The 25,892-nt window shown below is 47.0% G+C and carries 22 protein-coding genes; 12 read left to right on the top strand and 10 right to left on the bottom strand.

The window, feature by feature from the left end:
* Positions 1 to 21 precede the first annotated feature (21 nt).
* The gene (locus tag HHL17_RS24460; RefSeq protein WP_169227476.1) at positions 22 to 2,751 is read left to right on the top strand and encodes a glycoside hydrolase family 38 N-terminal domain-containing protein; all 2,730 of its coding nucleotides are present in this window, start codon (positions 22 to 24) and stop codon (positions 2,749 to 2,751) included.
* A 323-nt stretch (positions 2,752 to 3,074) separates the two neighbouring features.
* Here HHL17_RS24460 and HHL17_RS24455 read toward each other — a convergent pair whose 3' ends face one another.
* Genes HHL17_RS24455 through HHL17_RS24445 form a run of 3 tightly spaced genes read right to left on the bottom strand, consistent with a single transcriptional unit; the run spans position 3,075 to position 4,671 of the window.
* Positions 3,075 to 3,842, bottom strand: a complete 768-nt coding sequence (locus tag HHL17_RS24455) for a hypothetical protein (protein WP_206156166.1) — start codon at positions 3,840 to 3,842, stop codon at positions 3,075 to 3,077.
* Complete coding sequence (locus tag HHL17_RS24450) at positions 3,775 to 4,164, bottom strand: hypothetical protein (RefSeq protein WP_169227475.1); 390 nt, start codon at positions 4,162 to 4,164, stop codon at positions 3,775 to 3,777. Before HHL17_RS24450 ends, HHL17_RS24455 begins: the two co-directional genes overlap by 68 nt.
* Before the next feature lie 24 nt (positions 4,165 to 4,188).
* Complete coding sequence (locus HHL17_RS24445) at positions 4,189 to 4,671, bottom strand: RidA family protein (RefSeq protein WP_169227474.1); 483 nt, start codon at positions 4,669 to 4,671, stop codon at positions 4,189 to 4,191.
* A gap of 67 nt (positions 4,672 to 4,738) precedes the next feature.
* Between HHL17_RS24445 and HHL17_RS24440 the strand changes: the two genes are divergently transcribed.
* The 5 genes from HHL17_RS24440 to HHL17_RS24420 all read left to right on the top strand — a co-directional run bounded on the left by HHL17_RS24440 (position 4,739) and on the right by HHL17_RS24420 (position 11,468).
* Entirely contained in the window at positions 4,739 to 5,938 is a 1,200-nt protein-coding gene (locus HHL17_RS24440; protein ID WP_169227473.1) for an exo-beta-N-acetylmuramidase NamZ family protein, read from the top strand.
* Between the two features lie 152 nt (positions 5,939 to 6,090).
* On the top strand, positions 6,091 to 10,260 hold the full coding sequence (locus HHL17_RS24435; RefSeq protein WP_169227472.1) for an RHS repeat-associated core domain-containing protein: 4,170 nt from the start codon (positions 6,091 to 6,093) through the stop codon (positions 10,258 to 10,260).
* Between the two features lie 19 nt (positions 10,261 to 10,279).
* Entirely contained in the window at positions 10,280 to 10,591 is a 312-nt protein-coding gene (locus HHL17_RS24430; protein WP_169227471.1) for a hypothetical protein, read from the top strand.
* Positions 10,588 to 10,998, top strand: a complete 411-nt coding sequence (locus HHL17_RS24425) for a DUF3592 domain-containing protein (RefSeq protein ID WP_169227470.1) — start codon at positions 10,588 to 10,590, stop codon at positions 10,996 to 10,998. Before HHL17_RS24430 ends, HHL17_RS24425 begins: the two co-directional genes overlap by 4 nt.
* Before the next feature lie 59 nt (positions 10,999 to 11,057).
* On the top strand, positions 11,058 to 11,468 hold the full coding sequence (locus HHL17_RS24420; RefSeq protein WP_169227469.1) for a DUF3592 domain-containing protein: 411 nt from the start codon (positions 11,058 to 11,060) through the stop codon (positions 11,466 to 11,468).
* 407 nt (positions 11,469 to 11,875) lie between these two features.
* Here the strand turns inward: HHL17_RS24420 and HHL17_RS24415 are convergent, their stop codons facing one another.
* Positions 11,876 to 12,244 carry a winged helix-turn-helix transcriptional regulator gene (locus tag HHL17_RS24415; protein ID WP_169227468.1) on the bottom strand — a complete coding sequence of 123 codons (369 nt, stop codon included), beginning with the start codon at positions 12,242 to 12,244 and terminating at the stop codon, positions 11,876 to 11,878.
* A 140-nt stretch (positions 12,245 to 12,384) separates the two neighbouring features.
* Here HHL17_RS24415 and HHL17_RS24410 point away from each other — a divergent pair, with 140 nt between their 5' ends.
* The 4 genes from HHL17_RS24410 (at position 12,385) to HHL17_RS24395 (ending at position 17,359) form a co-directional block, all read left to right on the top strand.
* Positions 12,385 to 13,161 carry a nuclear transport factor 2 family protein gene (locus HHL17_RS24410; protein WP_169227467.1) on the top strand — a complete coding sequence of 259 codons (777 nt, stop codon included), beginning with the start codon at positions 12,385 to 12,387 and terminating at the stop codon, positions 13,159 to 13,161.
* Between the two features lie 146 nt (positions 13,162 to 13,307).
* Positions 13,308 to 15,062 carry an alpha/beta fold hydrolase gene (locus HHL17_RS24405; protein WP_169227466.1) on the top strand — a complete coding sequence of 585 codons (1,755 nt, stop codon included), beginning with the start codon at positions 13,308 to 13,310 and terminating at the stop codon, positions 15,060 to 15,062.
* A gap of 796 nt (positions 15,063 to 15,858) precedes the next feature.
* Entirely contained in the window at positions 15,859 to 16,626 is a 768-nt protein-coding gene (locus HHL17_RS24400; protein WP_169227465.1) for a hypothetical protein, read from the top strand.
* A 343-nt stretch (positions 16,627 to 16,969) separates the two neighbouring features.
* On the top strand, positions 16,970 to 17,359 hold the full coding sequence (locus HHL17_RS24395; protein ID WP_169227464.1) for a hypothetical protein: 390 nt from the start codon (positions 16,970 to 16,972) through the stop codon (positions 17,357 to 17,359).
* A 123-nt stretch (positions 17,360 to 17,482) separates the two neighbouring features.
* Here the strand turns inward: HHL17_RS24395 and HHL17_RS24390 are convergent, their stop codons facing one another.
* The gene (locus tag HHL17_RS24390) at positions 17,483 to 17,644 is read right to left on the bottom strand and encodes a hypothetical protein (protein WP_169227463.1); all 162 of its coding nucleotides are present in this window, start codon (positions 17,642 to 17,644) and stop codon (positions 17,483 to 17,485) included.
* A gap of 93 nt (positions 17,645 to 17,737) precedes the next feature.
* Between HHL17_RS24390 and HHL17_RS24385 the strand changes: the two genes are divergently transcribed.
* Positions 17,738 to 18,838, top strand: a complete 1,101-nt coding sequence (locus HHL17_RS24385) for a hypothetical protein (RefSeq protein WP_169227462.1) — start codon at positions 17,738 to 17,740, stop codon at positions 18,836 to 18,838.
* On the opposite strand, the gene HHL17_RS24380 is transcribed toward HHL17_RS24385, so the two are convergent.
* From HHL17_RS24380 to HHL17_RS24365, 4 genes are all read right to left on the bottom strand, one after another.
* Positions 18,826 to 19,299: a DoxX family protein gene (locus HHL17_RS24380; RefSeq protein ID WP_169227461.1), complete on the bottom strand. Its 474-nt coding sequence runs from the start codon at positions 19,297 to 19,299 to the stop codon at positions 18,826 to 18,828. The genes HHL17_RS24385 and HHL17_RS24380 overlap by 13 nt on opposite strands.
* Positions 19,300 to 19,395: 96 nt before the next feature.
* Complete coding sequence (locus HHL17_RS24375; protein ID WP_169228209.1) at positions 19,396 to 19,977, bottom strand: Crp/Fnr family transcriptional regulator; 582 nt, start codon at positions 19,975 to 19,977, stop codon at positions 19,396 to 19,398.
* A gap of 44 nt (positions 19,978 to 20,021) precedes the next feature.
* The gene (locus HHL17_RS24370) at positions 20,022 to 20,591 is read right to left on the bottom strand and encodes a Crp/Fnr family transcriptional regulator (protein ID WP_169227460.1); all 570 of its coding nucleotides are present in this window, start codon (positions 20,589 to 20,591) and stop codon (positions 20,022 to 20,024) included.
* Positions 20,592 to 21,620, bottom strand: a complete 1,029-nt coding sequence (locus HHL17_RS24365; RefSeq protein ID WP_169227459.1) for an SDR family oxidoreductase — start codon at positions 21,618 to 21,620, stop codon at positions 20,592 to 20,594.
* A gap of 151 nt (positions 21,621 to 21,771) precedes the next feature.
* Here HHL17_RS24365 and HHL17_RS24360 point away from each other — a divergent pair, with 151 nt between their 5' ends.
* Entirely contained in the window at positions 21,772 to 22,515 is a 744-nt protein-coding gene (locus HHL17_RS24360; RefSeq protein WP_169227458.1) for a GntR family transcriptional regulator, read from the top strand.
* Between the two features lie 53 nt (positions 22,516 to 22,568).
* On the opposite strand, the gene HHL17_RS24355 is transcribed toward HHL17_RS24360, so the two are convergent.
* Entirely contained in the window at positions 22,569 to 25,883 is a 3,315-nt protein-coding gene (locus tag HHL17_RS24355) for a glycoside hydrolase family 38 C-terminal domain-containing protein (RefSeq protein WP_206156165.1), read from the bottom strand.
* Between the last annotated feature and the right edge of the window lie 9 nt (positions 25,884 to 25,892).

The following is a 25,892-nucleotide window of genomic DNA, read 5'->3' as shown; positions in this document are numbered from 1 at the left end:
TAGTACATACAATCATTAAATATGAAGCTGTTAAAATGGGCTTTTTTTCTCCTTCTTCCTGTCTTTTCAGACGCGCAGATCAGCGCTGTTGATGCCGGCAAAGGGAAGGCGAACAGCCACGTTACTGATATCGTGGTTGCTTTCAAGATGCATGTGGATATCGGGTATACCGATTGGGCGCAGGGGGTACTGCAAAAGTACTCCGGGCCTATGTTGGACAGGACGCTGGATTTTATTGACCAAACTGCCTCGTTGCCAAAGAAAGAGCAATTTGTATGGACTATTCCCGCGTGGCCTTTGCAGTACATGCTTGATAACTGTTCTCCCCGTAACAGGGAGCGGCTGGAGAAAGCCATCAAACAACAACGGATCGTTCCCCATGCGTTACCTTTTACGCTGGAAACTGAATCAAGCGATATGGAGAATCTCGTACGGGGATTGTCGATCGCGGATAGCATCAATCACCGTTTTGGGTTAAAGCCTGCCCGCGATGCCAAGTTTACAGATGTACCCGAGCATTCCTGGGTGATTCCGACGCTGTTGAAAAATGCAGGGGTGGACATTATACATATTGGTTGTAATCCCGGGTCGGCATCACCGGATGTCCCAACACTGTTCTGGTGGCAGGGACCGGACGGGTCAAAGCTACTCACCTTTTATTGGGCAAAATATTATGGCTCCGGCATCTTACCACCTACAGACTGGCCTCACAAGACCTGGCTGGCTATGATCCATACACATGAGAACACGGGCGCGCCCGACCCCCGGGATGTAGCCGCCTTAATAAAAGAAGCAAGGGAAAAGATGCCTAATGCGCGCATTCATATCGGGAGGATTTCGGACTTTTACGATCTGCTGATGAAAGAAAAACCGCAGTTGCCTGTTATTAAAGGAGATATGCCGGATACCTGGATACATGGCTTTATGTCCATGCCGGAGGAGGTGAAAACAAACAAGGTATTCCAACGGGAAACCTATGTGACGGAGCAATTAAATGCCCAAATGAATGTATGGAAAGGTAAAAATGTGTCGATTGATAAATATGTAAGTACAGCGGCGCAGAATATGTTGCTTTTTGACGAGCATACCTTTGGTGCGGCTATTTCGCACGGACATCAGCTTTTCTGGAAGTATGGCGACGACTTCAGGATCAATAAGGCACAGGGTAATTATTACTTCCTGGAAAAATCGTGGGAGGAGAAGGGGGCTTACATAAAACAGGCCGAAAAGGTAATATGGCCTTTGAAGCGCAACCTGCTTTTTGAATTAGCCGGATCTGTGAAGGAGAAATCACCACATGTAACTGTCTATAACTCGCTGCCATGGCCCAGAGGGGGACGTGTTACCTTGTTTATGAGTTACTATGAAAACCCGTCCCACCAGGTGCCACAGATCAAAGCGCTGAAAGATATGGAAACGGGAACGGTAATTCCGGTATACCAGGACCACAACCTGCTTTCTTTTGATGCTACCGAAATTCCGGCAGGAGGATATAAAACATTTACTGTAGTTGAAAATACAGGAGACATTCCCTCAACACTTTTGGCGCAGGAAAAAAACAATGCGTTTGAGAACCGATATTTCAAAGTAACGATAAATCCATCTACGGGAACTTTGCAGTCAATTATTGATAAACAAAACAACCGTGAACTGGTGGACGCGAAGAGCAAGTATGCTTTCGGGGAGTATGTATACGAAAGGCAGGGGCAGGACCAGGTAGAAGCCTATAATAACAGCTATATTAAGCCAGGCAGCGAAGAATGGGCAGGTCAGGAATTTATCAGGTTGAAGGTGCAGTTGCCAGACCTGCATAATGTCAGGATCTCCGGGAAATGCAATAAAATAGAGTGGCTGAAAAGTGCCAACATGATTCGTGCTACCGCATTGTGCCAATTGAATGATAGCAGCGCACAGCAATACCTGGTAAGTTATACACTCTACGAAAATCAGCCTTATATTGAAATTACCATAGGCCTTGATGGAAAGAAGGGAATATCCAATCCTGAAGCAGGCTGGATGGCGTTCCCTTTTGCGCTGGACAAACCTGAGTACCGGTTGTTGCGGACAGGTGGCATCGTAGACCCACAAAAGGACCTGGTGCCTCAAACCAATCATGATTTTTATTTTCTTAACACGGCAATGGCCATGTACGACAAGAATGGCGGGATTGGTCTTAACTGCCCTCATACCCCAGGCGTAAGCATTGACCAGCCGGGCATAGGTGTTTATTCCAAGACGAGGACCCTTCATACGGGAACTGTGCTGTCCAATTTATATAACAACGTCTGGGGTACCAATTTCACGGAGTGGATAGAGGGAGCACATGCCGCGAAATTTTATGTCTGGAGTTATAAAACCTACGATCCTGCATCCAATTTTATCAGTCCTGCGGAGGAAACACGAACACCACTGAGTGCCGCATTCTATGCCCCTACAGATCTGTCATATGCTCACAACTACAAGACGGAGGGGGCGCTGCCCAATACGCAGGGCGGTATCCGGGTTGATCGGAAAGGTGTATTGGTTACCTCTTTCAATAAGAAAGAGCAGGAAGCCACGGTCCGATTTTGGGAGGAAGCCGGCATCCCCGGAAAATGTAAAGTAACACTTCCCGGGCAAGCCACATTCAAAAAGGCCTACCCGTGTAATTTGAGAGGCGTGCCGTTGGATGATAATTACATTTCGGTGGTAGACAATTCCTTTTCATTTGAAATAGGAGCGAACCAGCCCCGGACTTTTATATTGAAATAGTATTAGTTTGCTTCAGGGATCAAGTCGAAAAGCTGGGGATGGAGCAAAAACACATTGCCAGGCGACAGCAATGAGAAAGGAGTGTTTCCCTGGATATATGGCTATGGTACATACAGCAGCCCTATAGTAACCCAGGGGTAAAGGTGGACTTGATGCGGGAGTATTCTTTGGAGGTATAGTTTCAATGAAATATAACAGGAAGGATGGAGAAGATGCAGGACATGCATGTAAAGGCAGACCACAGGTTAAGTCTGCGGGCAGTAGGTTGGAGTAGGTAGTTCAAAGGGAGTTCATCAGTATACAGTTGCCAGGCAGGAAATGGCTTATTCCCGCTGAATGACAGGGAGCAGGAGTGGCACTGATGCAGCGGCAGGTATTTTTTCTGACAGCTGTTTTAACCGGGGGAATTCCGGACAGGTCTGTTTGTGCAGGATCTCCGGCAGGGGTTGTGGCGGCTCTGCCGCAATAATATCAGCGGCGAAGTATTTCGTGTGGCAGGAAGGAGCATGGTCCTGTATACCTCTTACCTGTAGGACAACTATCAATGTTCCTTTACCCGGTACGTCCACATTACATGCTGCTCCTTTAAAATCTTCCCCGGTTTTTACTATGAGCACAGCGCTTTCCGTACCTACTACCTGGTGTGTAGCGAAATGGATACGGGCGGCGATCACTTTTATTTCCAGGCTGTTGATGCCTTTGCATGCAGGTAATGCCTGTGGCGAAATGTACAGGATACCATCATGGGAAAGCCTGGGTGCATGGATGAGAAACCTGTCTGTTCCCGTATGCCGGTTGAACCTGAAGCCGGTAATGCTCCTGATGTTATTACCAGTGGCGGGAATGAGTGCGCTGGTCAGCCTGTTGATATGCCCGCTATCGCAACCAGCATCCAACCTGCCGGAAAAAGCACTGCGGATGAGCGCTCCTTTTTTGCTGGCCATGCCAAATCGTTGAGCAGCCCTGCGGGTAGCTGCCGTCTGCCGGACGTATGAAGGCATGCTTCTCAGGAAGTGTTTGCCATTACGCCTGTAACCGATCAGGTTGCCAAGCCTGCCGGTGAAGGTGATGATAGAAATCTGTTTTGCCATAACGAATGATACTGATGATAGCTAAAGATAGCATTATCAGCAAAAGCCATTTGATGGCTATACTGAAGATTATCCAATAGTATGGTCTGGCTGCAGGGAAAATATTCAGGCGGAGTGCATTAGGCATTAGATATCCGTTAAAGCCGCGTGAACCAGGTTTAGAAATTTTGAAAATACACAACAAGAAAACAGATACACCGTTTTTCGGTCCCCAACTTTTCAACTTGATCCGTAGGGAAAGCTTTCCTTCTCTCATGAGTTTCTCTCTGAGCTGCAGGTCTTTCTTTTTTAGATCAATGATTTTATGGGCAATTGTAATCATTCACAAAATGGGTTTTAAAATACGTTATTCATCACCGCCGGTGAGCTGCGCAATTAAATCTACTTCCAGTTTGGCATTGGGTTCATACAGCCGGCTCACCTGCACCCAGGAGGCCGCAGGAAAATCGCCGTTATAAAACGCTTTTCTTGCATCGTTGAATTGTTTCATGGCTTCTATGTCCGTTGTATAGAGGGTTTCTTTCACGACATTTTCCGGGGAGGCACCGAAGGCCTTCAAACATTCTCCCAGGGCTTTGTACACAGCTGCTACACCCTTGGCACTTAAATCATTTGTAGGAACACCTGAAATGTAAATGGTGTTACCTACTTTGACTACCTGGGCATACCCCGCACTTTCATTTTGTTTTTGGTTGTTGCCCCAATGCCACTTTTCTTTAACGGTAGCTGTCTTTTTAGTGTTGGGTTTTTGGGAGGTGCTGTTGTTTTTGCAACCAGTATGGGCAAACAGCAATGAAATAAAACAAAATACTACCGCTATTTTAGTCATATGTAGCGCTTTCAGGTTATATTTATTGTGATACGATAAATTTAATGATTCCTAATGTAATCTGCCCATGAATTCAATACTGTCAGGTATCGATAGGCTGTTGGCCAGTCCGCCGGTATGGAAAGACAGCCGGATTGGCTTGGTGACTAATCATGCCGCTTGTACGGTGGACTTTCAACCCGTCCGACAGGCGTTGTTGTCCGCGGGCTTTAACATTGTCCGGTTGTTTTCTCCGGAACATGGGCTGGATACCATTGGCGTAGATGGGGCGGAAATGAAGGACGGAGTTGACCCATTGACGGGCCTTCCGGTAACGAGCCTGTATGGTGGCAAATTGGCACCTGATCAGCAAGACCTGGCTGAGATAGACGTGGTATTATTTGACATCCCGGATATAGGTTGCCGTTTTTATACTTATCTGTGGACCATGACCCATGTCATGGAAGCCTGTGCACTGTATGGGAAGCACCTGGTGATCGCTGACCGGCCCAATCCGTTGTCCGGGAGATTGGACCTGGCAGAAGGCCCCTTGTTGGATGAAAGCCACAGCAGCAGCTTTATCGGAAGATGGAACATGCCGGTCAGACATAGCTGCACCCTGGGCGAACTGGCACTGTATTTTAAGTCAGCAGGGAGTAGCAGGATATTACAGGTAAATGCCAATACACTCAGCATGGATGTCATTCGTTGTCATAACTGGCAGCGGACGATGTTCTACCCGCAATGGCGGCATGCTTTTGTGCCGACTTCCCCGGCCATACCCTGTTTTGAATCTGCCTTGTTGTATCCGGGCCTCGGCCTGCTGGAGGCGACCAACATCAGCGAGGGGAGAGGAACGGCCACACCATTCCGCGTTGCCGGTGCACCCTGGATGGATGGCGCCGGCATCGCTACGCGCATGAATGAGCTACATCCCAACGGCGTATATGCCCGGCCGGTGAATTTTAAACCCACAGAAGGAAAATATGCAGGACAAACATGTCATGGAATGATGTTCCATGTTGATGGTCCGGCTGTTTTCAGGCCGGTCCGGTATGGATGGCTGCTGGTCCGTCTCATTAAAAAACATCATCCTGAATTTTTTGCGTGGGCTTCCTATCCCACCTATGTAAATCACACCGGGGCCCGGCATCTCGACCTGCTGACGGGACTAAAAGATGCTGCATCACTGGTAGGGGGTACAGGCGATAATGACCTCGAAAACATCGACCGTTATACTGGTCCCGGAGATTGGGTGGAGAGGATATCGCAGTACTTATTGTATTAGTACTCATCACTCCGTAAAATTTTATCTTGTTACAGTTAAAATGATTCATTTTTCAGAGAAAGGATTAAATTAGATGAAGGATCCCTGCGTATGCCCTGAATATGTTTGTTGATCCGTTTGCCTCAAACCATCTTTAGCGAAAAACTATCCATATGTTGCTTAGTAACAAGCACTTTACCCCGGTTATTGGCCTGGATATACATATTGTTATTCTTCTGGGTTTTCCTATTCCATTACCGCATCCCTACATTGGATTGGTGGTAGATCCCATGGACTATGTGCCGTTTATCGGCGCCACTACGAAAGTGAATCATGTGCCACGCGGGAAAAGTGATACCAGTGGTAAGATCATTATACTCTTTCACATCCCTATGGGAGGGCCTTTTCTTTTAGCGCCCATGATAGGGCATGATTCGGTGAATTTTTTCGGCAGTAAAAAAGTGAAAGTGGAAGGAAATCTGATGAGCCCTTCCGGCCATATGTTGATGACCTGTAACGACATCGGCATTCCCCTGTCCTTACAGCCCGGAAAAAAATTCATCCCTATTCCCAGCCTGTATCTGCCCACCTCTTTCTCCATACCGCTTTCCTTTGGAAAACCCGTGAGAGTGGGTGGACCTTATGTACCGGACTGGGCAGGCGTTTTGCTGAACCTGATCATGTCCTACGGCTTTGGGGCGATGATGAAAGGATTGGGAAAAGCAGGGAAAAAGGCCATGACCAGATTCAACAAAGCATTAAAAAATAAACTGGGTAGTAATAAACTCAGCAAATTCCTCTGTAAGAAAGGATTTGAGCCGGTAGACCTGGTGCAGGGCATCGTGATATACGATGGAACGGACTTTGAATTACCCGGCCCTATTGCCCTTAAATGGGAACGTTCCTGGAACAGTGACAGTGATTTTGAAGGACTGCTGGGACATGGCACCCATATGAGCTATGATATGCGGGTAGAGGAGCTTGAAAGTGACGCCGCTACCGTGGTGCTACTGGGTGATGGCCGCAGTGCCGTCTTTGAGCAGCTTTCGTATAGCGGTGAAAGTGATTATAACCGTCATGAAAAACTGACCCTCACCCGCACGGCTACTGATGAATTCGAAATGTTTGATTATGCACGGAGGCTTACCTATACTTTCCGCCAACAACCCGGAGGGCGGCAGTTCCGCCTGATCACCATCACTAATGAGGCAGGTTTCTTTATCAGCCTGCATTATGGTGGCAATAACAGCCTGCTGCGTATCATTGACAGTGCCGGAAGGCATCTGCATATCGACAGTGACCACGCCGGAAGGATCACCCGGGTGACAGCGCGGCATAGCGGTAAGCAGCAGGTGCTGGTTAATTATGTTTACAATGAGGCCGGTGATCTTGCTGAAATTACGGATGCCTTGTCGCAGTCCGTCCGCATCCAATACCGGCATCACCTGATGGTATCCAAAACAGACCGTAACGGGCAAACCTTTTACTGGGAATATGATAAAGAAAACCGCTGCGTCCATACCTGGGGCGATGGCGGCCTGCTGGAAGGGCGGATCGCGTATTATCCCCAACACGGGTATAACCTCGTGACCAATTCGCTGGGGCACACCACGACCTATTATTATACGCCGGATTTTGTAGTGGAGCAGATCAAGGACCCCATTGGTTGTTCCACTTTCTTCTCCTATACAGAACATTTGGAAATATACCGGGTGATTGATCCGGAAGGTAACGTTACCGGCTATACTTATGATGAAAATGGTAACCAGACGGGTATGATACAGCCGGATGGCTCCGAATATACTTTTGTTTACGATAACGAGCATCGGCTTATACTGGCCGGCGACCCCGAAGGCGCCAGCCGCACATTTATCTATTACCAGGAAAGCGGGCTTTTACATACATTGACCGAGGCAGATGGCCGAATACAGATTTTCCGGTACAATGACCAGCACCTGCTTTCCATGGTGGAAAATGAGCAGGAAGATAAAACCTGGCTCACCTACGATGCCGATTACAACCTGCATACCCTTACCCTGCCGGATGGCGGTGAAGCTGTCTGGGAATATGATGCCTGGGGACAATGTACCAACAGCCGTAATCCATTAGGACAGGAACAGATTTTCCGTTACGACGCGCTGGGCCGCATTACAGACGTGAAACTGCCGGATGGCAACAGCGTAGAGCTACAGTATAACGCCTATGAGGATATATTAAGTGTCAGAGACAAACATCAGCAGGTACGTTTCGGGTATACTGCCCTTGGCAGCCTTAAAACAAGGGAGGAGAATGGCACTAAAATACATTTCACCTACAATACGGAAGAACAGTTAACGCGGTTGGTGAATGAACATGGTGAGAGTTATTCTTTTCAGCGGAACCGGCGCGGGGATGTAGTATCTGAAACAGGATTTGACGGCCTTACCCGCCATTATGAACGTGACAGTGCCGGTAAAGTAATAAAGATACAACGTCCGGGCCAGCGCTGGACAACCTATGAATATGATTATAACGGCCGCATTATCCGTTCAGCGTACAGCGACGGCACCTGGGAAACATATAATTATAACCGTAACGGCCTGTTAATGGCCGCGGAAAATGAGCATAGTGCCATAAAACTGGCACGCGATGTAACCGGCAGGATCACACAGGAATGGCAGAATGGCCATACCGTTACCCGCAGCTACGACAGAAACGGACGGTGTAAAGCGATACAAAGCAGCATCGGCGCCAATATCAGGCTGCAACGCAACAACCTCGGGGAAGTGACCCAGATGGAGGCTTCCGCTGAAGGACTGGAGCATGCCTGGACTGCTCACATACAACGTAACGCATTCGGACTTGAAATAGAGCGTACGCTGCCCGGCGGTGTAAAAAGTACCTGGACTTACGATAATGGTGCTATGCCGGCATCACACCTGGTGCAAAGCGGTTCCCGCACCACCCGCAGCAGGCAATACCAGTGGGACCCCAACCAGCGCCTGAAACAGATCGTCAATGGCCTCAGCAAGGGAATAGCCAAATTCGGTTATGATGAGGTAGGCAGCCTGGCATGGGGCCAGTATGAAGATGGGCAGTACGACTACCGTTTACCTGACAAAACGGGCAACCTGCATAAAACGCAGATCAAGAAAGACCGTAAATACAGTGCCGGCGGCAGATTACAGGAATCGGACAATACCCGGTTCATCTATGATGAAGAAGGCAACCTGTCGAAGAAGATGGTGAATACCTCGCCGGCAGGCATCGGGGTATGGGAATATGAATGGTATGGCAATGGCATGTTAAAACAGGTGACCCGTCCGGACCGTCAAACACTCACTTTCCAATATGATGCCTTAGGCAGAAGGACCAGCAAAAGCTATAAAGGCCAGCTGGCACGGTTCGTATGGAATGGGAATGCGCCATTGCATGAATGGAGCTATCCGGTGGAGGATATACCCGTCATGACGATTGACGAGACGGGAAATATACAACAGAGCCACCCCGAACCCATACCACCTGAAACACTGGCTACCTGGGTGTTTGAAGAAGGCTCCCTGACACCGGCTGCCAAAATTGTCCAGGGAAAACAATATTCCATCATCGCGGATTACCTGGGCACGCCCGCCGAAGCATACGATGAAAATGGCCAACTAGTGTGGTCCTGTGAGTTGGATATTTATGGGAAGGTGCGTAAATTGAGCGGGGATAAGGGTTTTATTCCATTCCGGTACCAGGGGCAATATGAAGATGTGGAAACAGGCCTGTACTGCAACCACTTCAGGTATTATAGCCCGGAAGAAGGCTGCTATATCAGCCAGGACCCGCTTGGACTGGGTGGCGGTATAAGACCTTATGGGTATGTTGATGATCCCCTTAGCTGGATAGACCCGGCAGGGTTAACACCGATACCCAGTCTGGCTGACCTGAAACATGCGGCGCAGCATACGCTTAATTTCGATACCGCCAAAGATGGCGCGGTATTTTGGTCAAGTAACGACAAGACTTCCAACATGCTGGCAGCGCAGAAGTGGGCGACCGCCAATGGCAAAACAACGTTGGAACAAACAGTGGGAGGACAGTATTTAAATGACCTGGATTTATTCGGACCACACAGTACGTTAACGGGCCAGGAAGCTGCAGAGGTTTGGGACATCGCTTCTAAAAGATTTGCGGAGAATGCATCCGGCGATATACATGTGTTTTCAACGAATGCAAAAAAAATGAATAAATGGGGAAACATCAGAACATGGTGGAGAATCGAATTGCCGGCATTGTTGAAGAATACTAAAGTAACCAATATCTACAGGATGAAAAAAGATGGCACCAAAGCCAAAAATGGACATATCAAGTGCCGGTAAATGATTAAAAACATTCGTTATGAACAAAGATGAATTAGCGCTGGTACAACAATTGAAATCGGATGTTAACGGTGTGCACCGGTTTGTGGAGGGTGAAAATAAATATGGCCTGTTGATTATCGCCAGGGGAGAAGTGTTGTTTTTCCAGGAGAACGACAAAGCACTGTTATGTGATGTGTCAGCGAGATATGCGCTGATAAACCCTGCAACCATCAAAAAATGGGATAACGGTGATAAAATCTCTGATGAGGAGCGGGAGGAGATCGTACAGAAAATTATTCTCCTCTATAAAAAAGCCTACCGGAATGATTTAAAGATTTTTAAAGAATGAGGAAGCACAATTTATGTTTATTAGCCGGTCTTATATTAGTTGTAGTTTCATTATATAAGCTGAGACGGTCTGTTGACTTCATCACCAGGAGTGAAGAAGTCAGGGGGACTGTTACCTCACTGGTAAAAGATGATGATGCCTACTCGCCGGTTTTTACGATCAATACAAAAGAGGATGGACAGATTATATACTATCATGCAGCAGCCAGTAGTCCATCGGCCTGGGATGTCGGAGAAGAGGCAGGTTTTCTGTACGAGCGGGGAAATCCTGATTCTATTACGATGAAGAGCTATTTTTGGTTGTTCGGCTGGTCAATCGTTTTGATGGGCTTTGCCATTCCGTTACTGATTGTTAGCATCGGTTACCTTCTTCTCCGGTCATCAATAACAAGATTGCCGGATGCATGATATGCCTGGAAAAGGAATGGTAGTATCTGGTATTTACTTATGATTTTAATGCGAAGCAGATGATCATATATCTCATTTTAGTAGTCGTCGGCAGTTTATTATTAGTAGGCGCGGTATCGGCGCTAAGAGGCCGGCTGGCATTTGTAAAAAATGGAGAGCGGTCTACAGGCACCGTTGTTCAGATCGTTGAGAAGAAAGATGAGGATGGTCTTTATTATTACCCTGTTTTCGATATTCCTTCCAGGAAGCATGAAACAATTACGTATACACATACAACAGGTTCTTCATCTCCAACATGGCAGATAGGAGATACCGCTGCATTCATTTTTACGCCAGGTAAACCAGATACGCTATTGGTTCTCAAATTTTGGGAGATTTTTTGGTGGCCGTTGATCCTGATTGCCGTCGCCGCGGATCTTTTGATGATTGGAGGAGGGTATTTCCTGATGCGTGGTTATTTTGGTATTTAGTGTGCTTACAGATTGGTGAAATACGAGACTTACCAACCCCATCCGGATTTGAGCAGTACGGTATACAGCTCTTGATGGACCTGATGCCGGAAAAAAATGCTCCGCGATGGAGAGTTGCAGAACGGATAAAATAGTACCGGTTTATGCCGGGCGAGATACCTCATGGGGACAAGGATGGGTGAAGGATACATGAAGGATACCACAATGATACCACAAGGATGTTCCTGTGAGTGATTGTAAATCAATTGATAGTGAAAGTGTTGATGGCTTGCGATCACCTGATACTGATAGTTTTTTGCAGGTTTCGATAACTCCTCATATGCCTGTTGTTTGGATAAGCATTTGATCGCTAACTTGTACCTGTTTTTTCAGTAATGCTGAAGGCAATAAAATGGGTTTACACTCTTTTAAATAGCCTGCCCTGCTTGCGTTTTGTCTCCGGTATGTGCTCGCTTTGTGAGAATATTATCTCCCCATTTTTCCATCAGATCAACAATAGGCAGGAGGGATTCGCCCAGCTCGGTCAGAAAATACTCCACTTTTGGAGGCAGTTCCGGATAAATTATTTTTCTGACAACACCATGCTCTTCCAGTTCTTTTAATTGGAGGCTTAATACACGTTTGCTGGCAGTTGGGTTCTGCCGGGCCAGTTCACTGGGCCGGTGTAGTCCCTTGTGGATAGAATTAATTAAACAGGGTTTCCATTTTCCCCCGATAATCTCCAGTGTCATGCCGATACCACAACTCAGGTCTTTTGGATTTTTCTTTTCGTACATCTTTTTACCCTTATACCTGCAAATTTAGGTGATATACCCTAAAACAGGTATAGGGGCAAAATTTTCACCATGACAAAATTTTCACCCATATTTTTTGCGGGACAGTGTAGCAATACCTTTGACCGCACTAAATATTACATATGGAATTATTGACATTATCCAACAGGGACAAGGCAGAAGTGATCCAGAACAGCATCGAGACAGAAACATTGGCAGAAATCGGATTAATCAATCCTGCGTCATACAAACAGCATAACCCTCACGTGGCTACAGGCCTGCAGGCCATCCTGGGGCTACACGAGCTGATGCCGATGGAGAAAGTATATACGAATGTGGTGCGCAAGTTCCAGGACGGCGATATAGGATTTGTGCACGTAGATTATTATCTGTTCGAACCCACCGTCGCTTTTGATATCCACCGTTTTGAGGATGGTATGAGCGTAGAGCATTGGGACAATCTTCAGGCTAATCCCCTGCAACGCAACAAGAGCGGAAGAACAATGACCGACGGTAAAACCAAGGCGATAGATCATCATAAAACAGCATCCAACAAGGAGCTCGCCCGTAGTTTTGTACAGGAGGTCCTGATTGATGGCCATACAGAACGACTGGCCACCTATTTTAAAGGGGACGAGCTTATTCAGCATAATCCGCATATGGGAGACGGCGTCGGGGAGTTTTTCAGCGTGCTGGAACAATGGAAAAATGAAGGACGGCCACAGGTGTACCAGGCCATACATCGGGTACTGGGAGAAGGCAATTTTGTATTGGTGTTAAGTGAAGGATACCTGCATGGGGTACATTCCGCTTTTTATGATCTATACCGGATAGAGAACGACCGGATCATCGAACATTGGGATGTTATCGAGGAAATACCGCCATTGGATAAACGAAAAAATGACAATGGCAAATTCTAAAGTGATTTAATGATATAACCTGCGCTGGTCGCAGGTTTTTTTATCTCAAATCGTATAATGTAAAAGCGAAATAGTATCTTCATACTCCTAAAAAATACCTATGACGCAACTTCTCACCGCAAATTTGTAATCACACATCAAATCATATGGCACTAACAGCAATTAATGGAATCAACCTGAATATATCTGTCAAAGGGGAAGGTCATCCGGTCATACTTATTCATGGGGTTGGCGGTGAGTCTAAACATTTGTCAGCCCTGATCGACCGGCTTTCTTCGCATTTTAAGACTATCGCCCTGGATTGCCGCGGGCATGGGCTGTCGGACAAACCAGCACAATATACCCTGCAGGACCATATCAATGATATTATCGGCGTCATGGATTATTTCGAATTGCCTGTAGCAACTTTACTGGGCGTTTCCATGGGCTCGTATATTGCGCAGGGAGTGGCTATTGCCGCGGGAGAAAGAATAGATAAGCTGGTCCTGACAGTGCCTAAATCCAATGGATTGACTTCATCGGTACACCGATTGATGCACGAACATGCTTCGGAACTGGAGGGGCTAAACTTACACGAAATTTTTGCCCACCTGCTCCGGTATTTCACCTATGATGCAGAAGCGATGAAAGCACATATGGAGATATTTGACACCGAGCTGCCGCCCGAGCAGTTTGCGGCTGCCAACAAAGCGCTGGCGGGCTTCGACTTCAGGGGCGACCTGGGGAAGATCACTGCGGAAACGCTGGTGATCAGCGGAAAATATGATGGACTGAATCCGCCGGAAGAGGGAAGGGAATGCGCGAAACTTATTCCCCATGCGGCGTTTGTCGAAATGCAGTATTCCGGTCATGCGCCCATGTATGAGGAGCCGGAAGTTTACATGAAAGCCGTAGAAACATTCCTGTTGATGGGACGGCCAAAATTCCATACTACGGTACTGCATTATGCAATTAACCTGGTGAATCATTTCCTGGGTCTGCACAATATTGATATAGGCCGTTTAAAAGTAAGGACTGCCCTGTATGAGAAAGCAGCGTTCCCGGAAACGTCGATACAGGATATAAGCATGGAATTGCAGGAATGGGGTATCCGGCATGAGCTGAAGACAGTTCCCTGTAGTATAGCAGATGCTACTACTTTTCCTACGCTGGCCATCGTCCGGATGAGGGAGGAGGAGCTGTTGGCAATAATAGAAAAGGTGGAGGGAGACCAGATCTACCTGAATTATTATTCAACAGATACGGTCCCTTTTTCTGCGAGTGAATTAACAGTATTGCAATACCTGGACATAAAGGAAATTATTGTTGATAAAGCGTTTTGTGAAGCATGCAGGCAGGAAGATTTATCCCGGCAGGAAGCTTACGCAGATACAGTTTTTGCGGTGGAAGATTTTATGTCGGAGGAGGAATGTAATTATATGATTGATTACTGTGAACGGCATGACCTGTTCAACAGAAGTACGATTGGTGCTGCGGACGGTACCTATGCAGTGACAGCGTACCGGACCAGTTACTCGGCGTTTATTACTACCTCCAAACAGGACCCGGTATTTAATGCTATCATAGAACGGGCGGCCAATCTGATGGAGGTGGATGCTGCCCGCATAGAAAACTTACAGTGTGTCCGTTATGGAGAAGGGCAGGAGTACAAGCCACATTTCGACTCCTCTGGAAAAGGTATGAAGCGTAAGGCTACGCTTTTGGTTTATCTGAATGATAATTTCGAGGGAGGGGGGACGGTATTCCCGGAGATAGGTCTTAGTGTATATCCCAAAAAAGGGATGGCCCTGTCTTTTACCAATCTTGATGAACAAAACAATGATCTGATTTATTCCCTGCATGGAGGAGCCCCTGTAACAGCGGGTACAAAGTTCGCCTGCAATATATGGGTCCATCCATGATATTTGCGGCAGGCTGATGCCTGCCGCAAATATCATGTGTTTCTTGTACCAGTCTGTGACATTTTTGTCAGGATACTACATTCATTGAGGACATGTTATTGTTGGGCAGGCAAATGTAAGGCATGGGTCAGTTGGCCCGGTAGGCGTGGGTCCGGGTCCTCCGGGAGCCGTAACATAGGAGGTTGTCGTCCCCATAGAAGTATTGCCCGCGGGGCTGCTCGTATTAGTAGGACCGGGGCCGCCACCAAGGAGAAATTGAGTGTCGTGGGCATTTAATTGGGCAACCCTGATCATCTTCAGACTTAATTTTTTTTGTGTTTTTTCTTTCATGTGATGGATGTTATATGTTTTAATGAATGATAAAACAAAGTGTTTGATGCAGATAACGTGATGCTGGTTGAAGACAGGGTGACATAGGCAAACAATTCAGGCTCACTTCGGGAATAAAAACAGGTCTAAGACTATACTCGTTAAATAAATATACGGTTTTTTGCAGATCAGGCATATGATGGTCCATACCTGACGTCATACTGAAACGAATATACGATATTTAGGATAGTTGTATTTGGTAGAAAATTACCTGATTGTTTGCGGATTTTATCGAAATGTGAAGAGCCGGAAGTACATATAAATGCTGTGAAAATATTCCTGTTAAGAGATAAGTTTAAATGAATTTTTATTTTAGAAGAGCGGGAAAGTATATATATTCGTTGTCCTATACCTAAGAAGTATAAACCCCCGTTATGCCATTTTTTTGATAAATATTGTTCAACCCTTTTTAAAAAAGAATCACTACATGAGAAGATTATTTGTACTGTTCCTCGGTGGAACCATGACCCTGTTGAATCAATCCTGCCAAAAAAACGCTCTTGACAAAGCGGAAACTTCACCTACAGAAACTGCAACAGTGAAGGCTGTTGTAAACGCTGCCGGAGCTTGCCTGAGTGCACCATTTGTAGATACCTGGCAAACAGGTTCTCCTATTATGTATGTTACACACGGGACAAGCTACGTAAAGTATGACCTGATTTCGCTGGCCTCCATGGGATCGAACCAGTTGTCATATGGTTTTCCTGGTATACCTTTCACCACGTTTGATGCCTCCTTCGTAGACACCTGGCAGAATCCGGGTTCTCCCCAGTTATATGTTTTCAGTGGTAACCAGTACGCGCGTTATGATTTGAAAACAAACGCTTACATGGGCGTGAATACGATCGTTAATGGATTTCCAGGAGTGCCCTTTACCAGCATTGATGCTGCCTTTGTAGATACCTGGCAGATTCCGGGCTCTCCGCAATTATATATTTTCAGTGGTACGCAATATGCGCTTTACGACCTGAAGACGAATACTTATAAAGGTTCAAACAGTATTGTGAGCGGCTTTGCCGGTGTTCCGTTTACAACGTTTGATGCGGTGTACGTAGATACCTGGCAGATTCCTGGTTCTCCGCAATTGTATATTTTCAAGGGTAACCAATATGCACGTTACGATTTGAAAACAAATACCTACAAAGGAATGAACAGCACTGCCGCTGGTTTCCCGGGATTGCCGATCTGCCAGTAGATAATATGTTGGATAGCAAGAGCCGCTTAAATCACCTGATTTAAGCGGCTTTGGTGTTTTTACTATTTGAAGTCAGCCAATGGATAAATCTCCGGAAATCCGGAGATCAATTACTTTTCCGCTGTATATCCTTTTGTTGCTGCCAGTTGTATAATAGATTGGTTAATGGCTGTGCCGAGATCGTCCGGTAGCTGACTGCACAATTTGCTGACCTGAAAGAATTTATTTCAGCAGCAAAGGCTGAAGAAGATTATGTCTTATGTTTTGTAGGATAATAAGAAAGGTTGATCTTGGTGTACAAATAGTTCCGTATTGATGTCTCTTTATTCAAATTCGATTTACAATGTTCAATTTTCTTAGAAAATCAAAGCAGATCATTCCTCCCTTTGAAGTGCTTAAGAGCTCACCGATAAAGGATACCTATTTTTACCGGATAGCGCAATGGTATTGGATGAATAATGATAATATTGCAATAATAGACCCCCATGGATCAAGGGTGATTACCCTTGATCCATGGCCCCAAAAGGTTTTTTTAGATGCTTTGGGCAAAATAACGGTAACAGAATATGTTGACTATGTTTCATCAGAATATAAGAAGAATGTTCCTGTTAGGTTAGATGAAACTATTCTGTTAATGATAGATAAACTGGTTAAAGAGAGGTTAATCTTGTTGTCAAACATACCTGTAGAACTAGGTCCTGGATATATCCAGCCAAAAACAATTAATAAGTAGAAGAAGATTCGTGTACTGTATAAGAGACTTGTTGTTGGAAATTATCTTGTCCATCAGTGTTAACTTTCATAAAACATCAGTGGCCGGTACATCCCGGCCACTGGTGTTTTACATTCATCTTTATCAGGCGGTCCAGAGTGTATCCTGAGCCTTGGTCCAATAGGTGTCATGTGCCTTGGATGATGTGGTGTCCTGCATTTTCTGAGTGGTTACATGTTGATTCAGAGAGGCAACGGTAGAACGTTGTAAGGACAGTGGTTTCTGTTTAACAGTTATTTTTTTCATGTTAAATGTGATTTGTTGAAAAGTTACAGGACAACTATGCAATAAGGCGGCATGAACTTTGACTTCAATAAAAATGTTTAACGCCCAACTTTTATGATACTGAAAAATACTGTAGTAGCCCTGTCTGTAGCCATGATAGTAATATCCTGCGGGAAAAAGGAAACTCCCAACAGACCACCAGACCCAACACCCACTACTCCTGAAACGCCCACCAATCCTGTCGCTTCCGGTACTGCAAAAAAAGCCCGGATGGATTCGTTAACCAACGTCATTAAAAAATGGCAGTTGAATAACATTGTACGTGACAGTGTATGGCAGGATAGTGCGGGGGTCAGTTTTTTTATCAGGTATACCGCGGGATGGTACCGGTATAACGACAATAACTTATTCCCGGGAAATACCATTAATCCTGTCAAATTCAAAAACAGTAACGAACTGGAATTTGTAACCGGACCGGAAAACCAGCAGGTGAAAATATTCAACAGTAACCATGTGGTTAAACCATTTGATACACTCGTGACAGCTTCTAAAGCCGCGGTGGATGGAACGATCCGGTATTGGTTCCGGGAAAACAAAGGAACGGTGTCTGGGGCTGGTAGCGGAAAAGCAGTTCGTTTTACAGACTATGCCACCTTGTTTCTGTCATTCCCCGGCACCTTGACGAACCGTTTTTTTGATCCTGTACCAGTCAGTCAATTGATTCCTGTTGCGCAACATGCGTCTCTTGATAAGAAGATCGGTTGCATGGTATACTCCGTAGCCAGTTACTATACGGTGTATTTTGACTACCTCGACGGATTACAGCGCTACAAAGATTATTATGCCACAAACACCGTGAATAAGGGCTTCATTTCATCAGTATCATACGGTCATGAAGTATATGTATTCGTTGAATCTGACGCCACGGAAGATAAACTTATTGCAGCCATCAACCGTACGCTCGATGGCACAGCAACAGGCGAAGATATCGAGCTGCTAAGGCAATCCCACTCCCGCGTATATTACCGGCATACCGCTGCTGACAAAGTAGCCAAAGAGAATTTGAACGGATATGACCGGCTGAATGAATTTGTCAGGATCACCAGGAATACACCGTTTCAATATACCGGTGTTCCAGTTTATTACGGCGTGACGAATGCCACACCGGAGGATATTGAGGCTGACCGGATACTGAAAGTGGATTACAAATTGTGAGAATATCCGTTCAACAGTTTGTCGATGGAATATTTTCCACCGCCTTGTATCATGATAGCGATGCAGATGCCCAACACCAGCAGATGATATTCAAACCCTTCGGTGCCGGACGGAACTTTACCGAACCAGTTCATGAAAAATCCGTTAGAGGAGTGGACCACGAGTATCATGCCCATAAATAAACAAAAGACTGCAACAGCAGCGAAACGGGTACCGGCGCCCGCGAGCAACAGGAATGCGCCGAGGCACTCAATGGTAATAGCTGTAATGGCCACAAAAGCAGGCAGACCGGCTTTTGTGGTCATGTAGTGCATCTCGCCGCGAAGCCCGGGCCCATCGAACCACCCGAATAGTTTTTGGGCCACATGCGGAAAAAGTACCAGTCCCAGTGTTAATCTTAGTACCAATCCTGTCCAGTTGTCGTCAGTGGATAATGCCCATTGTGTAAAATCTTTGTACATCTTGATTACATTTTGTTTCGTACAAAGTTGAACAGGATTGTTCAGTTAGCAGTGTGACATTTGATAAAATAAACCGGTGATATTTATCACAGGTTTTCAGCGGGAAGATTTGATCTGCTGCGCTTTCAGGCGGCTGAGCGTTTCGCGGGTGATACCGAGAAAAGACGCGATATGCTGCTGGGATACCCGCTGTTCAAACCAGCTGTAGTGTTTTACAAAAGCAGCATATCTTTCTTCCGCGGGCTTCTGCAAATACAATGTCCGGCGTTGCAGGTAGGCATAGGCCTGTAACAGCATGTTCCGGAAATAGATGTCCATGGCGGGAATATCGATGAATAGCTGGTGCAGCGCCTTTTTTTCGACCACTAATACAGTGCTGTCTTCCAATGCATCGATGTTGTACACGGTAGGAGTGCCGGTGAGCATGCTGAACCAGTCAGACATCCACCAGTTTTCAAATGCAAACTGCACAATGTTTTCTTTATCATTTTCGCCCACCTCGTACTGGCGCAGGCATCCATCGATCACAAAATAGTCATGCTGACAAACATCCCCTTCCTGCAGCAAATATTGTCGCCGCCGTACCTTTTTGCTGACCAGCACGGCACAAAGCATCTCTTTTTCTTTGTCCGTCAGGCTCACGTGTTGGTCAATATGAGCAAAGAGGGTAGTATACATACAGGGTGTTTTATTTTTGTATATTAGTTCAAAAATAAAATCTTTTACTTGATTTCCCGCCTTATCCGGCTGAGGGACTGTGGTGTGATTTGTAAATAAGACGCAATGAATTGCTGCGGTACCTGTAAAGCGAGATCGGGATAACGCTTCACAAATTCGAGGTATTTGGTTTTTGCGTCACCGAAGTTCAGGAAGTCGTTGTCTTTTATTTTAGCCAGCAGCGCTGCCTCTGAAACCGTTTTGATGAAGATATACAGACTGGGTATTTCCAGGCTCAGTTTTTCAATGGCTGATTTGCGGATGGCGTAGATCTCTGTGTCTACCACGGCTTGTATGGCGTTGTCCGACGGTTTTAACGAATAATAGCTTTCCAGGTCTGCAAGAAACTGTTTCTCCCGGGCAAAGTATTTTGTCACCTCGTCGCCATCGGGAGTCACGACATACAGCCGCAGGATGCCACTATCCACGAAGGCGATTTCCTGGGCGATGTCACCGTCTTTTTGAAAGTGTTCCCCTGCTTTTAATTGTTTCTTTTTGAAATGACCGGAAAAACATTCAATATCCTTTGGAGAGAGGATGCCGCCAAATCCCAGTGTTGAAGTGAGTTTGTCCATTTATTTTATGATTCCTGTCTCAAAAATACTCTTTGCGCACGACAATACTGCTTCTTGCGTTGATGCCGGTTCCCATTTCAGTTCCCGTCTGGCTTTGCTGGCATCTACCATTCTTTTTATGCCAAGGTCAAGGAGGATAGGGCCGAGGGTAGCGTCAAATTTTGAAAGCAGCCTGACGAGAAAATTGGGCAGTTCCCTGGACGGCAGTTTTCTTCCGGGGTAAGCTTTTCTCAGTATCTGTGCGATATCTTTCATCATCAGAAATCCGGCAGAGGCAAGATAGCGGTTTTGTGCGGCCTCCGGTATTTCCATGGCGCGGATAAGTGCATCGGCAGCGGAACGGACATCCACTATTTCAAATCCAATTTTAGGCAGGGCAGGAACACTTCCGTCCAATATTTTGATGACGATATTGGCAGAGGTGCCAAAATCCTTTTCCAGTACAGGGCCCAGGATGGCACCGGGCAAAACGGTCACCAGCTCCATACCGGACCGGTCATCTTTAATAAAATCCCAGGCGGCCTTTTCTGCTACCGCTTTACTTTTGAAATAGGGAGTGAGGTCTTTGGCATGGTCAACATTGGTCCAATCGGATTCTGTCATCACTTTTCCCAGCTGTTGCGGTGTTTTGCCATAGCCAACGGTGGCGCTGGAGGAAGTCAATACAAACCGTTTAACTTTATTGGCAGCTGCGGCTGTCATGATGTTCAGCACGCCGTCCCTCGCGGGAATGATAATATCGTTCTCATGTTTGGGCAGTTCCCTGGGGAAAGGGGAGGCCACATGCTGTACAAAGTCGATATCTTTCGTCAGCTCAAACCATTTTTCTTTTTCCTGGAGGTCTGCCTGCGCGAAAGTCAAACGGTGAATATGGGAGGTGTGTTGGGCTATCACTTCCCTGATGGCGGCCGCCCGGTCCATCTCCCGAAGGGTGCCAACGACTTCATATCCTTTCTCCAACAGCCGGATGGCGGTATGGGAGCCCAGAAAGCCGGTCACGCCGGTTAATAAAACACGTTTGCTGTTCATGATTTTCAATTTTAGGACAAAATTGATATAGCCATGGCAGCTGGCAATTACCATTTGGTAAGAAATTCACCAGCGCATGACCCTTTGCTACTGCGGGAATTCTGCACAAAAATTTTTCCCGATCGCAAAAAAGCGATATGTTCGTACATATATGACGAAGATACCTTTATTGGACCACGATAGTAAAATCCCCCTGCATCAGCAGGCGGAGGAGCTATTACGGAAGCTGATCCGGGAGGATTATTTCCGGGAGGGAGACATTTTTCCAAAGGAAACAGACCTTGCCAAACGATGGAGCATTTCCCGGAACACCTTGCGCATGGCCATCGGCAACCTGGTGAAAGACGGACTGCTCGAAAGAAAGAAGCGGTATGGCACGGTGGTGAAAAAGAAAAAGATCACCACTAACCTGGACAACTGGTACAGCTTCACCCATGAAATGGAAGACAAGGGTATCCCGTTCAAAACCCTGAAGAGCAAGGTATCAGTACTGAAAGCAGTAGAAGAAGTGGCGAAGATGCTGCAAACGGAACCTGCCCACCCGGTGGTTTGCCTGGAGCGTATCCGGAGCACGGAGAAAAATCCCATGGTGTATTTTGAGTCTTTCTTCCATCCCAGGATAGGGCTTACCGGCAAAGAGAATTTTGACCGCCCGCTGTATGAAATGCTGGACGCGGATTTTCATGTGGTACCCGTTTATTCCCAGGAAGAAATCAGGGCGATAGGTGCGGATGAAAAAATCGCAGGATTACTGAAGATCAAAAAAGGCGCACCCGTCCTGGAAAGACGAAGGGTGGTGCTGGACGCCAGCCGGCGGCCGCTGGAGTTTAACATCTGCTGGTACAGAAGCGATTGTTTTACGTATAGTATCGAACTAAAAAGACCTCAACTGTAAATAAAAAATGCCGGATGATTTTTTCATCCGGCATTTTCTTTTATGTGATGTTATTACGGAATAAGCAGATACTCTTCTACGCCCATAGCAGGCAGGCTAAAGGTCGCCTTGGCATCTTTGGTTTCGCCATTCCTCACTACTGTAATTCGTGCAGGCTTCAGCGTGCCCCACTCAAATCCCGTGCTTTGTGTCGTCTTACCGGGATTAAAGAGCCGCACCATATACTGACCATTTTCCTGTGGCACAATGGCGGTGGCCACCACGGCGGTATTGGTCAACCGGAAGAGACCTGCCGGCAAAGCAGCACCTTTTTTCACCGGGAAACCAATAAGCGGCTGGGTGAAATCTGCCGCGGCTGTTTCCAGCGCTGCGCCATCAGCCTGACCATGTGGCTGCAGGGCATAATGATAGCTGCTGCTGCCTGACTGATCGGCTTTATAGTTGGTATGCCAGTAGTTATTCATGACATAGGAAAACCAGCGGTTGGTAGGTTGACCTTTCGTGCGCCATTCCTTATGGCTTTGAGCTATCTGCAGACGCTCATCGATCATGCTGTCTGGTTCTACCATGGGAGTTTCCAGTAGCATCCATTGCAAACCATTGGCTTGGTTGGAGATGTCCATCCATCTGCGGCCGAACAGGAAATCCATATTGGAGCCAGGCAGCTGGTCGTTGAGGTAGCGCATGGTGCCATAACCTGCATCCAGCGTCACTTGTCCGGAAGGTACTTCAAACGGGAACCCGAAATGCAGCGCTTCTTTTTGTCTGACCGGTTTTTTGTCGACGGTGTTTTCAATCAGTACCAGGTTGCTATTGGCATAGAGCGTAAGCTTTTTCTCCAGCGCGTTGGCGCCGGGCGCCTGTGCACGAAGCACGATGGTCGTCACCACAGGCCCGTTTTCAATGACCTGTGCCTGTACAGGCTGATTGGTTACGGCGTCGGCCGGGTTTTGTCCGGGTACGTACCAGTAGCTGTTCAGTCCTTGTCCACGGAAAGTACCGGCATAGTTATGACCGTCTTTCGCAGAAAGTTGCGTGATGCTGCCGCTGTTGTCCCAGGTAACGGCAATATTGCCATTGGAGAGGGTATTGCCGGTCTGTTTAAGCGAAGTGGTGGTGTTTACCGGCTCATCGCTGACAGTGTACACGGCTGTTCCGAAGGCTGGCACATCGTTGGCCAGGAATACAAATGTACCGTCGGAGAGGCGTTGCAGCGGGTATTTACGGCCGCGCGCATCTTTTACGGATTTTCCGCTCACCTTAATTTTCACAGGGCCGCTACGAGGCCAGGAGAGGGTATTGACTACTGCAATGCTGCGGGACTGTTCATCGGTGAATGGCTGGAACAGCTGGCCGCTAAGGACATTGATGATACTGTCTGCATCCAGCATGAACTGTTTTTTGATACGCCATTGCTCTGTTACAAATGGAACATCCGGCTGGGTGGTGCTGTTGTGCGCTCCCCAGGTATGTTCATGGAACATCAGGATGTTGGTCCACGCATGGAAGAACTGTTGCGCGTTAAATTGGCCGGGGGCCAGCATCGCATAAGCATTGGTGAGTTGAGACAAACGCAGGCTGTTGACACGGTTTTGTCCTTCTTCTTTGGCAGTAGAGCCGGCACCGTCTTCCCAGTAAGGGGTGATATCACCTTTTACAACGGGCAGGTCTTTACCATATTTCTGTTCAAAAGTTTCAAAGAGTTTATCGGTGGTGTTGAGTACAATTTTGGGAGATGCATATTTTTCATTCCACTGCTTAACGAAACGGGAGATAGAAGTGTCTATCGGTCCGTTATCGGCTACCACATTGTATCTCCATTGCACGATATCATAAGGGTAATGTTTCTCGTCCAGCTCATCGAGGTAAGCGGCTATCTTTTGCGGGCCTCTTTCAAAAACGGCGCCGGGAGCGGTGCCATGCCAGGAGGAATAGCCTTTGCCACCTGCCCAGAACAGTATCTTTTCCTGTCCCGAAGGTGATTCCCACCATACGGGCTTATCGCCCCAGCTGCGTACAAAATGACCCACGCGGTCGCCGAGGTAGGGATGGCTCTCGCCAAGATAATTAGGGCCGCTGGAGAAATATTTCACGCCGCCTTTAGCCAGTGCTGTCACGGTGTTCCAGGTATAGCCCGGCACGTCGGAGATCATGGCGCTGGGAATATGGAGGCCATAGGTCTTGCGCAGCTGTGTGGCAAAGTCGGTGTAGTGGAATGATTCTTCTGGTAAGGTAAGCCCGGTAAGGATATTGGCATACAAGGCTGACAGGCAGATGTTACCATCTTTCACGGCCTGTATAAAAGCTGCTTTTTTCTCCGGGGTGGCCTGTTGCAGGAAATGGTCCACCGCCCACAGGGATTCAATGTTCCATTTAAATTTGGCTTCTTCCGGATAGTTGCGGGTAGCCGCTATCATGTCCAGCGCATCGTTGATGTTGCGGAGGTGTATTTTCAGTACTTCCGGCTGCAGGTGCGAGTAGCCGATGTCTGTATGGGAATGATGTATGAAATGCAGTTCGCGGTAGGTGACAGGCTTCAGGGTAACGGACCGGTCTGCCAGTACTTTACCGGCATCGGTGATGACTACACGAATACTGTCGGCCTGTTTTACCGCTGGAACGGGAATATCAAAATGGTTGACACCGTCTGCTACCGGGAAGGAATATACTTTTTTCCCGTCTACTGTCACCTTGAAGGTGCGTGGTGTGCCAAAGTGAAGCGCGGTAAGCGTTATCGGCTGTTGCCCGTTTTTAAGAATAAAAGGTTGCGGATGGATGTCCACCTTTTCTTCAAAGGAGAATTTGAAGGTCATGAGCCAGTCGTTGCTATGTTGCGCCTCACCGATGATTTTCAGTTTGACAGGTTTGCCGGGAGTGATACGGCTCACTGGCAGACGGAGGAACATCAGGCCATGGGAATCGTTGGCGCCGTCTTTCCGGAGTTGCTGAAATACGATACGACTGCTGTCTGGTGCTCCGAAAGTCCATGTCGGCGCCTGGTTGCCGGGTTTGGTCGTGAAGGTCAGCAGCTTTTCTCCGTCCACATACAGATCAAAGTGGCGGTCACCGCTGCTGGTTGCGGAGGAGTGCCCTGCCACCCAGCTGAAATATACATAAGGCCCTTTCACACGTGTGGGCACGGCGGCGGTTTCCCATTCAATTACCTTGTGGCCATCGGTGGCGCGGGTGAGCAGCGCAGTAGTGGCATAGTCCGGGAAAGCAGAATAGTAGCGCATGCTCTCTCCTTCAATTTCATGGTCGTAACCATTGATCCAGTCTACCTTACCGAGGTAAGGGACCGTTTTCTGAGCGGATACGCTCAGTACGGTGGCCAGTAAAACCGTGATACAATAGAATATTCTCATCATAACAAGTGA

Origin of the sequence: Chitinophaga fulva (assembly GCF_012927205.1) — a bacterium.
GTDB classification, from domain to species: Bacteria; Bacteroidota; Bacteroidia; order Chitinophagales; family Chitinophagaceae; genus Chitinophaga; species Chitinophaga fulva.
This window is presented reverse-complemented; position numbering and strand designations above follow the sequence as displayed.

Coding starts and splice junctions, on each gene's coding strand:
- HHL17_RS24385 (WP_169227462.1), top strand. CDS start 17,738: ATGATACTGAAAAATACTGTAGTAGCCCTGTCTGTAGCCATGATAGTA.
- HHL17_RS24430 (WP_169227471.1), top strand. CDS start 10,280: ATGAACAAAGATGAATTAGCGCTGGTACAACAATTGAAATCGGATGTT.
- HHL17_RS24460 (WP_169227476.1), top strand. CDS start 22: ATGAAGCTGTTAAAATGGGCTTTTTTTCTCCTTCTTCCTGTCTTTTCA.
- HHL17_RS24440 (WP_169227473.1), top strand. CDS start 4,739: ATGAATTCAATACTGTCAGGTATCGATAGGCTGTTGGCCAGTCCGCCG.
- HHL17_RS24420 (WP_169227469.1), top strand. CDS start 11,058: ATGATCATATATCTCATTTTAGTAGTCGTCGGCAGTTTATTATTAGTA.
- HHL17_RS24375 (WP_169228209.1), bottom strand. CDS start 19,977: ATGTATACTACCCTCTTTGCTCATATTGACCAACACGTGAGCCTGACG.
- HHL17_RS24395 (WP_169227464.1), top strand. CDS start 16,970: ATGTTCAATTTTCTTAGAAAATCAAAGCAGATCATTCCTCCCTTTGAA.
- HHL17_RS24360 (WP_169227458.1), top strand. CDS start 21,772: ATGACGAAGATACCTTTATTGGACCACGATAGTAAAATCCCCCTGCAT.
- HHL17_RS24445 (WP_169227474.1), bottom strand. CDS start 4,671: ATGACTAAAATAGCGGTAGTATTTTGTTTTATTTCATTGCTGTTTGCC.
- HHL17_RS24365 (WP_169227459.1), bottom strand. CDS start 21,620: ATGAACAGCAAACGTGTTTTATTAACCGGCGTGACCGGCTTTCTGGGC.
- HHL17_RS24370 (WP_169227460.1), bottom strand. CDS start 20,591: ATGGACAAACTCACTTCAACACTGGGATTTGGCGGCATCCTCTCTCCA.
- HHL17_RS24405 (WP_169227466.1), top strand. CDS start 13,308: ATGGCACTAACAGCAATTAATGGAATCAACCTGAATATATCTGTCAAA.
- HHL17_RS24380 (WP_169227461.1), bottom strand. CDS start 19,299: ATGTACAAAGATTTTACACAATGGGCATTATCCACTGACGACAACTGG.
- HHL17_RS24435 (WP_169227472.1), top strand. CDS start 6,091: ATGTTGCTTAGTAACAAGCACTTTACCCCGGTTATTGGCCTGGATATA.
- HHL17_RS24450 (WP_169227475.1), bottom strand. CDS start 4,164: ATGATTACAATTGCCCATAAAATCATTGATCTAAAAAAGAAAGACCTG.
- HHL17_RS24355 (WP_206156165.1), bottom strand. CDS start 25,883: ATGATGAGAATATTCTATTGTATCACGGTTTTACTGGCCACCGTACTG.
- HHL17_RS24390 (WP_169227463.1), bottom strand. CDS start 17,644: ATGAAAAAAATAACTGTTAAACAGAAACCACTGTCCTTACAACGTTCT.
- HHL17_RS24410 (WP_169227467.1), top strand. CDS start 12,385: ATGGAATTATTGACATTATCCAACAGGGACAAGGCAGAAGTGATCCAG.
- HHL17_RS24400 (WP_169227465.1), top strand. CDS start 15,859: ATGAGAAGATTATTTGTACTGTTCCTCGGTGGAACCATGACCCTGTTG.
- HHL17_RS24425 (WP_169227470.1), top strand. CDS start 10,588: ATGAGGAAGCACAATTTATGTTTATTAGCCGGTCTTATATTAGTTGTA.
- HHL17_RS24455 (WP_206156166.1), bottom strand. CDS start 3,842: ATGGCAAAACAGATTTCTATCATCACCTTCACCGGCAGGCTTGGCAAC.
- HHL17_RS24415 (WP_169227468.1), bottom strand. CDS start 12,244: ATGTACGAAAAGAAAAATCCAAAAGACCTGAGTTGTGGTATCGGCATG.